Source organism: Pseudomonas sp. G3-19 (genome assembly GCF_054855875.1).
Genome location: NZ_JBMPIQ010000003.1, coordinates 1,834,670 through 1,847,420, shown reverse-complemented (window position 1 = coordinate 1,847,420; position 12,751 = coordinate 1,834,670). Strand labels below are relative to the sequence as shown.

The following is a 12,751-nucleotide window of genomic DNA, read 5'->3' as shown; positions in this document are numbered from 1 at the left end:
ATTGCTGATTGAAGGTTCTCATGAGCGCAGTACCACGCCGCTGTCGTCTTCCCACCACACGTAGACCTTGTCGTCCCAGGTCGGACGCGCGCCACGGCGTTCGGCGTTGGCCATGAACGACTGGACGATCTTGCCGCCGGGCAGTTCGACGTAGAACACCGAGTGGCCGCCGAGGTAGGCGATGTCATGCACCTTGCCTTCGGACCAGTTGTAGCGGGTCTCTGGCTTGAGCGTGCTGACGAGCATTTTTTCCGGGCGGATCGCGTAGGTGATCGACTTGTCTTGCACCGAAGTGCTGACGCCGTGGCCGACGTAGATCTTCTGCTGCAGATCCGGGCTGTGGATGATCGCGTGACCTTCAAGGTCTTCCACCACGGTGCCGTCGAAGGCGTTCACGTTGCCGATGAATTCGCAGACCATGCGGCTGACCGGTGCTTCATAGATGTCCACCGGGCTGCCGATCTGGGCGATCCAGCCCAGATGCATGATCGCGATGCGCTCGGCCATGGTCATGGCCTCTTCCTGGTCGTGGGTCACCATCACGCAGGTCACGCCGACGCGCTCGATGATCTCGACCAGTTCCAGTTGCATCTGCGAGCGCAGCTTTTTATCCAGCGCGCCCATCGGCTCGTCGAGCAGCAACAGCTTTGGACGTTTCGCCAGGGAGCGGGCAAGGGCGACGCGCTGGCGCTGACCGCCGGACAACTGATGGGGTTTGCGTTTGGCGTATTGGGTCATGTGCACCAGGCGCAGCATCTCTTCGACGCGGGCGTCGATTTCGCTGGCCGGCAAACGGTCCTGCTTGAGGCCGAAGGCGATGTTCTGCGCCACAGTCATGTGCGGGAACAGCGCGTAGGACTGGAACATCATGTTGATCGGCCGCTCGTACGGCGGCATGTCGGTGATGTCCACACCGTCGAGCAGAATCCGCCCTTCAGTTGGCCGCTCGAAACCGGCGAGCATGCGCAGCAGGGTCGATTTGCCCGAACCGGAGCCGCCGAGCAGGGCGAAAATTTCGCCCTGATGGATCTCCAGGGACACATCATCCACTGCCGTGGTTTCGTCGAACTTCTTGGTGACACGATCGACTTTCACCAGAACCTTTTTCGGTTGCTGGTGGCCTTCAAGTGCCTTCCGGTAAGTGCTGGAGGCGTTTGCCATGTGAAACTCCCAACAGGTTTCGTTCGCTCGGCCAACGTGGCCGGGCTTAAGTGGATTGCAAGCCTGTAAGCGCAATTTCAGTCATTACATATCCCCTGTAGGAGTGAGCCTGCTCGCGATGAGGCCATGTCAGTCGACATCTCTGTTGACTGGTCTATTGCTATCGCGAGCAGGCTCACTCCTACAGGGGGAATTGCGCATGCTTAACTGACCTTGCGCTGCCGAGGGCTTGTTCGGCGCCGCCTTCCTGGCTGCCTGGGTCGTACTTGTTGTTATTACGGTTTGTTGTTTTCACGGATGACGGATGCGCACACGCGCAACCGCCGACCCCGTGGGGGCAGTAAACAGTTTTGAAATCCTGGGTGGTGTCAGCGCTGGCTGCGACGCGCTGCCCGTTGCCGGCAGGCCGCGCCGAATGCCTGGAAAATCTTCAGGTAGTTCGGGTTGTCCAGCACCTGCCATTCCGGGTGCCATTGCACGCCGAGGGCGAAGGTCGGGCTGTGCTCGACCGAGATCGCCTCGATCAGGCCATCCGGCGCCACCGCTTCGGCACGCAGGCCGGGCGCGAGGCGGTCGATGCCCTGACTGTGAATCGAGTTGACCTGGAACTCGCCCGGCAACGCCAGCGCCTCGAACACACCGCCAGCGAGCACGCTCACGGCATGCGCCGGTGCGTATTGCACGGCCACGTCCGGGCTGTCGGCTTCACGGTGATCGAGCATGCCCGGCAGCTCGTGCACCTTTTGGTGCAGGCTGCCACCGAAGGCCACGTTCATTTCCTGGAAGCCACGGCAAATGCCGAGCACCGGAACGCCCGCCGCAATAGCTGCGCGCAATAAAGGAAGGGTAGTGGCGTCCCGCGCCGGATCGTGATCCGTACCGGGTTCGCTGGCCGGGCCTTGATAGTGGAAGGGCTCCACGTTCGAGGGTGAGCCGGTCAGCAACAGACCGTCGAGCTGACCGAGCAGGTCTTCGATTTCAGTCAGTTTGCCAAGGGAAGGAATGACCACTGGAAGACCCTGAGCGCCAACGCTGACAGCACGTACGTACTTGTCGCCGCTGATGTGATAGGGGTGCAGGCCAATCTGTTTGACGCACGCAGTAACGCCGATCAATGGCTTGAATGCCATTTTTATTCACCTCGAAGTTTGACACTTGAACGAGCTTTTCCGGAGCTTAGCCTCGTTGATTTTAATTAACAACTGCCATGTAAAAAATTCTAAACGCCGTTCATCCAATCTTCATGATTCCAGGCCTTGCGGCGCCTGCATTGGCACGTGAGTGTTAAAAAAAGCCCGAAAAATAAACGCTGAACGGCCAGGTGTTCGCTATTGACTTCACTTTGCCTTTCGGATTGACTGGCTCGGCGAAACAGCGGTGAACATAATAATTAACAGCTAAATAGGTGCATCATGTCGGTCCCTCTGCGTGCCGTTCAACTCAACGAAGCAAACGCATTCCTTAAGAAACATCCTGAGGTTTTGTACGTCGACCTTCTGATTGCAGACATGAACGGTGTGGTGCGCGGCAAGCGCATCGAGCGCACCAGTCTTCACAAGGTTTACGAGAAAGGCATCAACCTGCCGGCCTCGCTCTTCGCCCTCGACATCAATGGCTCCACGGTGGAAAGCACCGGCCTGGGCCTGGACATCGGCGACGCCGACCGCATCTGCTACCCGATCCCGGGCACCCTGAGCATCGAGCCGTGGCAGAAGCGCCCAACCGCACAGTTGCTGATGACCATGCACGAGATCGAGGGCGAGCCGTTCTTCGCCGATCCGCGTGAAGTGCTGGCCAACGTGGTGCGCAAGTTCGATGAACTGGGCCTGACCATCTGCGCCGCGTTCGAACTGGAGTTCTACCTGATCGACCAGGACAACGTGAACGGCCGTCCGCAGTCGCCACGTTCGCCGGTCTCCGGCAAGCGCCCGGTGTCGACTCAGGTGTATCTGATCGACGATCTCGACGAATACGTCGACTGCCTCCAGGACATTCTGGAAGGCGCGAAAGAGCAGGGCATTCCGGCTGACGCCATCGTCAAGGAAAGCGCCCCGGCGCAATTCGAAGTCAACCTGCATCACGTCTCCGACCCGATCAAGGCCTGCGACTACGCGGTGCTGCTCAAGCGTCTGGTGAAGAACATCGCCTACGACCACGAGATGGACACCACCTTCATGGCCAAGCCGTATCCGGGCCAGGCGGGCAATGGTCTGCACGTGCACATTTCGATCCTGGACAAAGAAGGCAACAACATCTTCGCCAGCGAGGATCCCGAGCAGAACGCCGCGCTGCGACATGCGATCGGCGGTGTGCTGGAGACCCTGCCTGCGCAAATGGCCTTCCTCTGCCCGAACGTCAACTCTTACCGCCGTTTTGGTGCGCAGTTCTACGTGCCGAACTCGCCGAGCTGGGGCATCGACAACCGCACTGTTGCAGTCCGTGTGCCAACCGGTTCGGCCGACGCCGTGCGCATCGAGCATCGCGTGGCCGGTGCCGACGCCAACCCGTACCTGCTGATGGCTTCGGTACTGGCCGGTATTCACCACGGCCTGACCAACCAGATCGAGCCGGGCGCGCCGGTTGAAGGCAACAGCTACGAGCAGAACGAACAGAGCCTGCCGAACAACCTGCGCGACGCACTGCGCGAGCTGGACGACAGCGAAGTCATGGCCAAGTACATCGACCCGATGTACATCGACGTGTTCGTCGCGTGCAAGGAAAGCGAGCTGGCCGAGTTCGAGAACTCGATTTCCGACCTTGAGTACAACTGGTATCTGCATACGGTGTGATGGTTTCGGCCCTCAAAAGCCAAGAGCTCCTCACCCTAACCCTCTCCCGGAGGGAGAGGGGACTGACCGGGGATGCTTGGGAAATCCTGCGACCTGAACCTGCTTTACCGAATCCATAATCGACTCGGTCATTCAGGTCGGCGCAACTCCCGAGACAACTCGGTCGGTCCCCTCTACCTCTGGGAGAGGGCTAGGGTGAGGGCAGCTATCTCAAGCCAGACACGACACCCCCAATTCCCCCTTGTCGAGCCACAATAATGACAACCACACGCAACGACTGGGAACAACGCTTCCAGTCCCTGACCATCGAATCCCGCGCGTTCATCAACGGTGAATATCGCCCGGCGATCAGCGGCGCCACCTTCGAATGCCTGAGCCCCGTCGACGGCCGTTTTCTCGCCTCCGTGGCCAGCACCGATGAAGCCGATGCCAACCTCGCCGTCGAAGTCGCCCGTCAGTCGTTCAACTCCGGCGTGTGGGCCAACAAAGCCCCGGCCGAGCGCAAACGCATCCTGATCCGCTTCGCCGATCTGATCCTGCAACACAAGGAAGAACTTGCGCTGCTGGAAACCCTCGACATGGGTAAACCGATCAGCGACTCGATGAGCATCGACATCCCGGCGACCGCCAATGCGATCCGCTGGAGCGCCGAGGCCATCGACAAGATCTACGATGAAGTTGCCGCCACGCCGCACGATCAACTCGGTCTGGTGACCCGCGAGCCATCCGGCGTAGTCGCCGCGATCGTGCCGTGGAACTTCCCGCTGATCATGGCCAGCTGGAAATTCGCCCCGGCCCTGGCCGCGGGCAACTCGTTCATTCTCAAGCCTTCGGAAAAGTCGCCACTGACCGCGATCCGCATCGCCCAGCTCGCGCTGGACGCGGGCATTCCGAAAGGCGTGTTCAACGTCCTGCCGGGCTTCGGCCACACCGTCGGCAAGGCGCTCGCGCTGCACATGGACGTCGACGTGCTGGCCTTCACCGGCTCCACGGCGATTGCCAAACAACTGATGATTTATGCCGGCCAGAGCAACATGAAACGCGTCTGGCTCGAAGCCGGTGGCAAGAGCCCGAACGTGGTGTTTGCCGACGCTCCGGACTTGCGCGCGGCCGCCCAGGCTGCGGCCGGTGCGATCGCCTTCAACCAGGGCGAAGTGTGCACTGCCGGTTCGCGCCTGTTGGTCGAGCGTTCGATCCGCGAGCAATTCATCCCGCTGCTGGTGGAAGCGCTGCAAGCGTGGAAACCGGGGCACGCACTGGATCCTGCGACCACCGTCGGCGCGGTGGTTGATCAGCGTCAACTGGACAACGTGCTGCGCTACATCAGCATCGGTCGCGAGCAGGGCGCCGAGTTGATCGCCGGCGGCCAGCGCGCCCTCGAAGAAACCGGTGGCCTCTACGTGCAACCGGCGATCTTCGATGGCGTGACCAATGCGATGACCATCGCTCGCGAAGAAATCTTCGGCCCGGTGCTGTCGCTGATCACCTTCGACACCGTTGAAGAAGCGCTGCAGATCGCCAACGACAGCATCTTCGGCCTCGCTGCCGGTGTCTGGACCAGCAACCTGAGCAAGGCGCACACCTTCGCTCGTGGCCTGCGGGCCGGCAGCGTCTGGGTCAACCAGTACGACGGCGGCGACATGACCGCGCCGTTCGGTGGTTTCAAACAGTCGGGCAACGGTCGCGACAAATCGCTGCACGCGTTCGACAAGTACACCGAGCTGAAAGCGACCTGGATCAAGCTCTAACTCTTTTACAACGGTGGTCGCTCCTAAGGGCGACCCTCGGAGAACAATAAAATGAAACAACAACACGTCAACAGCTACTACGCCGCCACTCGCAACGAAGTCATCGACTTCCCGACCCTTGAAGAGTCGGTCGAGTGCGATGTCTGCATCATCGGCGCCGGCTACACCGGCCTGTCCTCGGCGCTGTTCCTCACCGAAGCCGGCTACAAGGTGACGGTGCTGGAAGCGGCGAAAGTCGGCTACGGCGCCAGCGGTCGCAATGGCGGGCAACTGGTCAACTCCTACAGTCGCGACGTCGATGTGATCGAAGAACGCTACGGCGACAAGACCGCGGAAATCCTCGGCAGCATGATCTTCGAAGGCGCCGACATCATCCGTTCGCGGATCAAGGAATACGACATCAAATGCGACTACCGCCCGGGCGGCATTTTCGCAGCGATGAACAAGAAACAGCTCAACGGCCTGGCCGAGCAGAAGCGCAGTTGGGAACGTTACGGCAACAAGAACCTGAAGATGCTCGATGCCGCTGACATCCGTCGCGAAATCGGCTCCGACGCCTACGTTGGCGGCCTGCTGGACATGCAGGGCGGCCACGTTCACCCGCTGAACCTCGCTCTCGGTGAAGCTGCGGCCATCGTGCGTCTGGGCGGCAAGATCTACGAGCAATCGGCTGCCGTGGAAATCAAATACGGCGAGCCGAATGTCGTGCGCACCGCCAAAGGCCAGGTGCGCGCCAAGTATCTGCTGATCGCCGGCAACGCCTATCTGCCGCAAGGTCTGGACAACCGCGTGACCGCGAAAAGCATGCCGTGCGGCTCGCAGATCGTCGTCACCGAACCGCTGACCGAGAAGCAGGCGCGCAGCCTGATTACCAACAACTACTGCGTCGAAGACTGCAACTACCTGCTGGATTACTACCGTCTCACGGCCGACAACCGTCTGCTGTACGGCGGCGGTGTGGTCTACGGCGCGCGCGAGCCGGATGACATCGAACAACTGATCCGGCCGAAGATCCTCAAGACCTTCCCGCAGCTCAAGGACGTGAAAATCGACTACCGCTGGACCGGCAACTTCCTGCTGACCATGTCACGCATGCCGCAATTCGGCCGCATCGAGAAAAACGCCTACTACATGCAAGGCTACAGCGGCCACGGCGTCACTTGCTCGCACCTGGCCGGCAAACTGATTTCGGAGATGATCCGCGGCGACGCCGAACGCTTCGACGCCTTCGCCTCGCTGCCGCACATGCCAATGATCGGCGGCCGCACCTTCTCCGCCCCATTGACCGCCCTCGGCGCCGTCTACTACTCGCTGCGCGACCGCTTCGGCATCTAGTTACCTCCCCGGCGGCGGTCCCCAAGACCCCGCCGGTTTTTTTAATGCTGTAGCAATACCGCCGATGGCGGCCTGACAACCGCTACCAAGCTAAATGACACAAAACAGATCCAACTGTGGGAGCGGGCTTGCTCGCGAAGGGGCCTGTTCAGCCAACGCACATGTTGTCTGACACAGCGCTTTCGCGAGCAAGCCCGCTCCCACAGTGGCGGTATTACCAAGGCCAGAAGGACTTTTACCGCACCGTCCATCGAACCTGCTGAGCAACACCGGCAAACGTGATTTAATAGCCGCCTTTCACGGTTCCGGGACACGGGAGCAACGTGATCCGCGCCTTGCGCGGCACCCGCCACCCACCCCCATTACCCTTAAGTACTACTCACATAAGGCTGTCATGGATACGGGTTCTCGACTCAAACTAGTACGCGAAAGCTACAAACTCTCCCAGCGCGAGCTGGCCCGGCGTAGCGGCGTGACCAATGCCACCATCTCCCTGATCGAACAGAATCGCGTCAGTCCTTCCGTCAGCTCCCTGAAAAAGCTGCTCGAAGGCATCCCGATGTCCCTGGCCGACTTCTTCACCTTCGACCAGCCCCCGCGCGAACACCAATACGTCTTCCGCGCCAACGAACAACCCGACCTCGGCCGCCACGGCCTGCGCCTGCTGCTCATTGGCGCCTCGGTGCCGAGCCGTCAGATGCGCTTGCTGCGTGAGCAGTACGCTCCGGGCGCGAGCTCCGGCGAGGAGCCGATCGTGCATGCGGAAGGCGAGGAGTGTGGGTTGGTGACCCGTGGCACGGTGGAGTTGACCGTGGATGGGCAGGTGAGCGTGTTGAATGCGGGGGATGGGTATTACTTTCCGACGACGCTGCCGCACAAGTTCCGGAATATCGGGGCGGATGAGGCGGAGATTATTAGTGCGAATACGCCGGCGAATTTTTGATTTGTTTTACTTTGAAAATTAATTCAATCCGTTGTGCTTGAGCACGTTTGCTGAAAGTGCACCGCTGAACTCCAGAGAGCCAGCGGTGCATTTGGAGGCGTATATAGTGATTTTTTGTATGAGCCATAGCCTCGAAAACATTGCTTTTTCTCGTCCAAACTCTAGCGAAGTCTTAATACGTTCTGGTAGGTCCTGATCCTTGGCTGTCTTTTGCTGAAGTTATTTTCGGTCCTGCCGAGGGAGCAGGTGAAATTCTATATTTTTCGCGACTGTTATCAAATTCTTGCTCAGTCATGAACTTTCGGCTTTTTTCATCGTAATACCAACCCTCTTTTATTTCCTCCGTGCATGAAACGCTCTCACCTTTAAAATACATAGCCTCAGCCCCTTTCATGAGTCCAACTTTTATTATGCGATTGGCAGAAAACTCGTCGGACTTATTGTAGTAGGCATATAACGCACTCATGGATAATCTCCTGAACGATAAATATTGATCTTGCCGAAAACATAGGTTATCGCAATAGCCGTTTTTCTAACCTGTCATTGCTGACAGGTTTTTGAATGAAAAATTAATAACTCACCTTTTAATCAGTTATAAAGCTTCACGTTCGCTGACTCGACGGTACCGCTAGCAAAACGGACTATTCGGTTTTGGGGCCGCTTCGCAGCCCAGCGGGAGCAAGCTCCCTCGCCACATGAAGTGTTTTCCTACGAAGTTTTCAGATATCGAAACTGCGCGAAATGACTGGGCGATAACCATTCGTCCGACACACCGCACCTTCACCACACACCTTCTTCCAATGCTGTAACTCCCCACGCAGAGGAAGAGCCACCATGCTGAACCATAAAATCGCGGTGTTTACCCTCGCGGCGTTGCTGTCTGGCAGTTCGCTGTACGCGATTGCCGCCGGCGAGACGCCGACCCCGACGGCCAACGACGGCAACAGCCAGACTCGCGACCCGGCGTCCCCTGCCACCCATGCCGATCCGGATGCCAATTCGCTGCCTGAAGGTGGGGATGGTGGCAAGACCGACAATGGGCCGGTGCCTTCTGCCTCCAAGCCCAGCTCCGCGGGTCAATCGTCCGATAGCAGCAGTGGGGGTAACGGCGGTGGTTAACGGAGATTGCGCATTAAAAAGCCCGGTCTTTTGAGCCGGGCTTTTCTTTGCCTGTCGCAAACACAGATATCAAACGCTTACTTTGCCTTCCATTGGCCCCCACCATTCTCACAATCAATTCGCGCCTGGGCCAGATGATCCACGTCGTAGTAATACGTGGTCACTTGGGCGTTATCGGGGATGTTCAGCGCCTTGGCGTTTTTGTCTTTGCTGGTGGAGTGCGGGTTGGCCAGGGATTCCTGGGTGATCGTGGCGATACAGGTGGCCTGATAGTGGTCGGCACAGTGGTCGACCTTGGTTTTCTTACTGTTGAGCATGTCTTTGCTTTCATTGCTGCACGACCAGTCGATGGAGCTGACGGGCATGCCTTCGTATTCGTAGCAGCTGTGGGTTTCCACCGCTGGCACCGAAGCGCTGGAGGATTGGGTCTGAACGTCGCAGCCTTCGGCCATGACGCAGGTGGGGATGACGGCGAACGTGGCGATTAGAAGCAGGAAGCGAATGTTCATCGGGGTTTCCTCTTCAGGGGCGCCGGGTCTGATCGAAGCTTTTGGCGCTTTATAGTTTCGAGATGGCGTGGAGGAGGGAGGTTCCATCGGGTTTTTGATTTGCTCGTGTGGCGTACACTGCGAAACAATCGGAAACATTAAGCGCCCAAGGATTGGAACATTGCCCATGATCGAAATCGGCAGCCGCAATAACGCGCTCCCCTCGCAGCATCCCTTTCACGACATCTATCTGTTTCACATTGACCCTGCAAAGCCAGACTCGCCTTTCTGTTTCGAGCAGTCGATGTCTGGCGGGCATATGGAGCATGGCGGTGCGCGGTGGTTGGCGCTGGATGAGCTGGATGCTTGGCCGGGCGAGTGGCGTGAACACCTGAGGAAGGCTGACTGCGCGTGGGTTGCCGAGTTGATCGATGCCCATCCAAATGCCGATCAGTCCACCGTGGTCTCGCTGATTCTTCAACGTCATTCCGGGCCTGCGAAGCCAACCGGACGGCTTGAAGCGATCCGCAACTGGCTCAAACGCAACATCCACGTCGGCGGCCGATACGGCGTTTAACCCACAGAGACTCCCATGACCCAGACCCTCGAACGCGCTATCGCCATCGCTGCCACCGCCCATGCCGGGCAGGTCGACAAGGGCGGTGCGCCGTATATTCTGCATCCGCTGAAAGTCATGTTGCGCATGAGCACGCTGGAAGAACGCATCGTCGCCGTGCTGCACGATGTGGTCGAGGATTGCGCCATCAGCCTCGATGATTTGCGCAAGGAAGGTTTCAGTGAAGAGGTGCTGAGCGCGATTGAATCCGTGACCAAAGTGCCGGGCGAGTCCTACGAGGATTTCGTCGAGCGCGCGGCGCAGAACCCGATTGGCCGGGTGGTGAAACTGGCGGATCTGGAAGAGAACAGCGACCTGTCGCGCATTGCCTCGCCGAGTTGGGAGGATCTGGAACGGGTCGAGAAGTATCGGCGGGCGATTGGGCGGTTGCGCACGTAAGAACGAATCCCCCCTGTAGGAGCTGCCGAAGGCTGCGATCTTTTGATCTTGCTTCTAAAAATCAAAGTCAAAAGATCGCAGCCTTCGGCAGCTCCTACAGGGGAGTGGAATACCTCAGGGAAATAGCCAGGAAGGCGAAGAATATGAAATCGATTCTGTGTTTGTTGATCGCTGCCGCTGTCGGCGCTGCGTTGCAGGTCAGCGGTGTCCCTCATGGCTTGTTGCTGGGGGCGATTCTTGTCACCGCATTGGTCGCCACCAAGTTCGGGTTTGCCCCCGCGACGCCTTATGGTTTGGGCTACATCCAGGTCACGCTGGGCATCGCCACCGGGCTGATGTTCGAGGCGTGGGACAGTGTGACGGCGTCGGCGATGTTGCCAAGCCTCGGCGTTCTGCTGATATGCCTGACCGTGCAGATTGCCCTCGCCGGATGGTGGCTGACCCGCGGCGCTGGCTGGAATCGCACCGATGCGCTGTTGGCGGTGTACCCCGGTGCATTGGCGGCGGTGTTCGATTTGCTGGAGTCGGAAAAGGCTTCGAGCAAAGTCATCATCGTGCACTTGATGCGCTTGTTGCTGATCACGCTGCTGGTGAGCTTTTTGATTCCCGGGCAGGCCTCGGTGGCGGTGGTTGAAAGCGCTCCGTTGAGCACGGGCATGGCGTTGACCGTGCTGGCGCTGATCGGCTTGAGCATCGTCATCGGGCGACTGCTGTTGGTGATCGGCGTGCCGGCGCCGTTCATGTTGACGGCGATTCTGCTGACGGCGGTGTTTGTGAAATCGGGATGGCTGCACGGCTTTCACATGCCGGACTGGAGCCTGAATCTGGCGGCGCTGATTCTTGGCGTGCGGATTGGCTCGCGCTTTCAGGGACTCGGTCTTGCGGAATTGGGGCGGCACGGGCGGACGGCGCTGGTGTCGGTCGGCTTGATGATCGTGGTCGCGGCGGCGTTTGCCGAAGTGGCGGCGCGCTGGCTGGGCAGTGATCCGCTGTCGCTGTGGCTGGCGTACATGCCGGGGGCGATCGAGACGATTGCGATTGTCGCCTTCGCCGGTGGTCTGAATGTGGTGTTCATCCTGACTCACCACCTGGCGCGGATGGTCTTGCTGCACTTTGCGCCGGCGTTGTTGGTGCAGGTGCGGCGGGCGCGGGAGGAAGTCTGAAGCACATCCCCCTGTGGCGAGGGAGCTTGCTCCCGCTGGGCTGCGCAGCGGCCCCAAACCCCGATGCCACGGTGTTTCAGGTGTACCAAAATCGCAGGTTTTGCGACGACTGCGTCGCCGAGCGGGAGCAAGCTCCCTCGCCACAAAGGTTCAGTGATCTTTACAAAGTGTGGGCGGCGAACCCTTGCTCACCCGGAGCAATATCATCCTTGAGCGTCAACGCCGGGATCTCATAATCCCCGGCATTCTGCTGCCGATACGCTATCGGCCGCGTGCTCCATAATTCATCCAGCCGCGTGCCCAGTGCCTCGCAGGTCTCGGCAAACCGCGCTTGATCCATGCGACTGGCGCGGTACACCAGGAAGGGCGGCACCACGTCGAAACCGGGGTAGAACAGCACGCCGTGCTGAATCGGAAACAGCAAATCATCAATCGGCCCGTTGATCCCGCGTGGGCTGTAGTGCGAATCCCAGCCTCCGGTGGTGACCAGCAGCATCGCACGTTTGCCTTTCATCTTGCCTTCGCCGTAGCGCTCGCCCCAGCGCGCATCGGAGTGTTCGCCGACACCGTAGGCAAACCCGTAGGCATACACGCGCTCGACCCAGCCTTTGAGAATCGCCGGCATGGTGAACCACCACAGCGGGAACTGCAGGATCAGCGCGTCGGCCCACAATAGTTTTTCCTGCTCGCGGGCGATGTCGGCCGACTGCCGGCCCTGTTGGTAAGCCAGTTTTGAATCAATCGAGGCATGGAATGGCCGGCTTTCATCGCGACCGGGGGCATCATCGGCGTCGATCGTGGTTTTCCAGTTCATCGCATACAGGTCGGAGACCTGCACGGTGTGGCCGGCGGCTTGCAGGCGCTGGACGGTGAAGTCCCTGAGCGAGCCGTTGAGCGAAGTAGGTTCGGGGTGGGCGTAGACCAGTAGCACATTCATGTGGCAACTCCTTGGTTGAATGCAGGCAGGATCAATCCTTGATCGGTATATTG

At 59.3% G+C, this 12,751-nt stretch carries 13 protein-coding genes; 8 read left to right on the top strand and 5 right to left on the bottom strand.

Translation table 11 applies throughout. The features are described from left to right. Positions 1-18: 18 nt before the first annotated feature. Positions 19-1,161: a polyamine ABC transporter ATP-binding protein gene (gene potA, locus ACOYXI_RS08405; protein WP_041073459.1), complete on the bottom strand. Its 1,143-nt coding sequence runs from the start codon at positions 1,159-1,161 to the stop codon at positions 19-21. Between the two features lie 368 nt (positions 1,162-1,529). After that, complete coding sequence (locus ACOYXI_RS08400) at positions 1,530-2,291, bottom strand: gamma-glutamyl-gamma-aminobutyrate hydrolase family protein (protein ID WP_461674713.1); 762 nt, start codon at positions 2,289-2,291, stop codon at positions 1,530-1,532. Between the two features lie 282 nt (positions 2,292-2,573). On the opposite strand from ACOYXI_RS08400, the gene ACOYXI_RS08395 reads away from it, so the two are divergent. The 4 genes from ACOYXI_RS08395 to ACOYXI_RS08380 all read left to right on the top strand — a co-directional run bounded on the left by ACOYXI_RS08395 (position 2,574) and on the right by ACOYXI_RS08380 (position 7,976). Further along, a complete protein-coding gene (locus ACOYXI_RS08395; RefSeq protein WP_027611689.1) occupies positions 2,574-3,950 on the top strand; it encodes a glutamine synthetase family protein in 1,377 nt (458 codons plus the stop codon). A 254-nt stretch (positions 3,951-4,204) separates the two neighbouring features. Further along, complete coding sequence (locus tag ACOYXI_RS08390; RefSeq protein ID WP_461675559.1) at positions 4,205-5,698, top strand: aldehyde dehydrogenase; 1,494 nt, start codon at positions 4,205-4,207, stop codon at positions 5,696-5,698. A 51-nt stretch (positions 5,699-5,749) separates the two neighbouring features. After that, positions 5,750-7,033, top strand: a complete 1,284-nt coding sequence (locus ACOYXI_RS08385) for an NAD(P)/FAD-dependent oxidoreductase (RefSeq protein WP_135296112.1) — start codon at positions 5,750-5,752, stop codon at positions 7,031-7,033. A gap of 394 nt (positions 7,034-7,427) precedes the next feature. Then, the gene (locus ACOYXI_RS08380) at positions 7,428-7,976 is read left to right on the top strand and encodes a cupin domain-containing protein (RefSeq protein ID WP_003226097.1); all 549 of its coding nucleotides are present in this window, start codon (positions 7,428-7,430) and stop codon (positions 7,974-7,976) included. A 172-nt stretch (positions 7,977-8,148) separates the two neighbouring features. On the opposite strand, the gene ACOYXI_RS08375 is transcribed toward ACOYXI_RS08380, so the two are convergent. Beyond that, a complete protein-coding gene (locus tag ACOYXI_RS08375) occupies positions 8,149-8,442 on the bottom strand; it encodes a hypothetical protein (RefSeq protein ID WP_225135506.1) in 294 nt (97 codons plus the stop codon). A 368-nt stretch (positions 8,443-8,810) separates the two neighbouring features. On the opposite strand from ACOYXI_RS08375, the gene ACOYXI_RS08370 reads away from it, so the two are divergent. Continuing rightward, a complete protein-coding gene (locus ACOYXI_RS08370) occupies positions 8,811-9,095 on the top strand; it encodes a hypothetical protein (protein WP_461674712.1) in 285 nt (94 codons plus the stop codon). Positions 9,096-9,172: 77 nt separating this feature from the next. On the opposite strand, the gene ACOYXI_RS08365 is transcribed toward ACOYXI_RS08370, so the two are convergent. After that, positions 9,173-9,604 carry a hypothetical protein gene (locus tag ACOYXI_RS08365; protein ID WP_098964471.1) on the bottom strand — a complete coding sequence of 144 codons (432 nt, stop codon included), beginning with the start codon at positions 9,602-9,604 and terminating at the stop codon, positions 9,173-9,175. A gap of 166 nt (positions 9,605-9,770) precedes the next feature. Between ACOYXI_RS08365 and ACOYXI_RS08360 the strand changes: the two genes are divergently transcribed. From ACOYXI_RS08360 to ACOYXI_RS08350, 3 genes are all read left to right on the top strand, one after another. After that, positions 9,771-10,160: a hypothetical protein gene (locus tag ACOYXI_RS08360; RefSeq protein WP_098964469.1), complete on the top strand. Its 390-nt coding sequence runs from the start codon at positions 9,771-9,773 to the stop codon at positions 10,158-10,160. 15 nt (positions 10,161-10,175) lie between these two features. Then, positions 10,176-10,598 carry an HD domain-containing protein gene (locus ACOYXI_RS08355; RefSeq protein ID WP_098964468.1) on the top strand — a complete coding sequence of 141 codons (423 nt, stop codon included), beginning with the start codon at positions 10,176-10,178 and terminating at the stop codon, positions 10,596-10,598. Between the two features lie 143 nt (positions 10,599-10,741). Beyond that, positions 10,742-11,761 carry an AbrB family transcriptional regulator gene (locus ACOYXI_RS08350; RefSeq protein ID WP_134786724.1) on the top strand — a complete coding sequence of 340 codons (1,020 nt, stop codon included), beginning with the start codon at positions 10,742-10,744 and terminating at the stop codon, positions 11,759-11,761. Between the two features lie 160 nt (positions 11,762-11,921). On the opposite strand, the gene ACOYXI_RS08345 is transcribed toward ACOYXI_RS08350, so the two are convergent. After that, a complete protein-coding gene (locus tag ACOYXI_RS08345; RefSeq protein ID WP_139054675.1) occupies positions 11,922-12,698 on the bottom strand; it encodes an NAD(P)H-dependent oxidoreductase in 777 nt (258 codons plus the stop codon). Positions 12,699-12,751: the final 53 nt, after the last annotated feature.

Bases quoted from the DNA above. Each gene is read 5' to 3' on its own strand.
- ACOYXI_RS08395 (WP_027611689.1), top strand. From the start codon at position 2,574: ATGTCGGTCCCTCTGCGTGCCGTTCAACTCAACGAAGCAAACGCATTC.
- ACOYXI_RS08355 (WP_098964468.1), top strand. From the start codon at position 10,176: ATGACCCAGACCCTCGAACGCGCTATCGCCATCGCTGCCACCGCCCAT.
- ACOYXI_RS08400 (WP_461674713.1), bottom strand. From the start codon at position 2,291: ATGGCATTCAAGCCATTGATCGGCGTTACTGCGTGCGTCAAACAGATT.
- ACOYXI_RS08375 (WP_225135506.1), bottom strand. From the start codon at position 8,442: ATGAGTGCGTTATATGCCTACTACAATAAGTCCGACGAGTTTTCTGCC.
- ACOYXI_RS08385 (WP_135296112.1), top strand. From the start codon at position 5,750: ATGAAACAACAACACGTCAACAGCTACTACGCCGCCACTCGCAACGAA.
- ACOYXI_RS08370 (WP_461674712.1), top strand. From the start codon at position 8,811: ATGCTGAACCATAAAATCGCGGTGTTTACCCTCGCGGCGTTGCTGTCT.
- ACOYXI_RS08365 (WP_098964471.1), bottom strand. From the start codon at position 9,604: ATGAACATTCGCTTCCTGCTTCTAATCGCCACGTTCGCCGTCATCCCC.
- potA (WP_041073459.1), bottom strand. From the start codon at position 1,161: ATGGCAAACGCCTCCAGCACTTACCGGAAGGCACTTGAAGGCCACCAG.
- ACOYXI_RS08345 (WP_139054675.1), bottom strand. From the start codon at position 12,698: ATGAATGTGCTACTGGTCTACGCCCACCCCGAACCTACTTCGCTCAAC.
- ACOYXI_RS08350 (WP_134786724.1), top strand. From the start codon at position 10,742: ATGAAATCGATTCTGTGTTTGTTGATCGCTGCCGCTGTCGGCGCTGCG.
- ACOYXI_RS08360 (WP_098964469.1), top strand. From the start codon at position 9,771: ATGATCGAAATCGGCAGCCGCAATAACGCGCTCCCCTCGCAGCATCCC.
- ACOYXI_RS08380 (WP_003226097.1), top strand. From the start codon at position 7,428: ATGGATACGGGTTCTCGACTCAAACTAGTACGCGAAAGCTACAAACTC.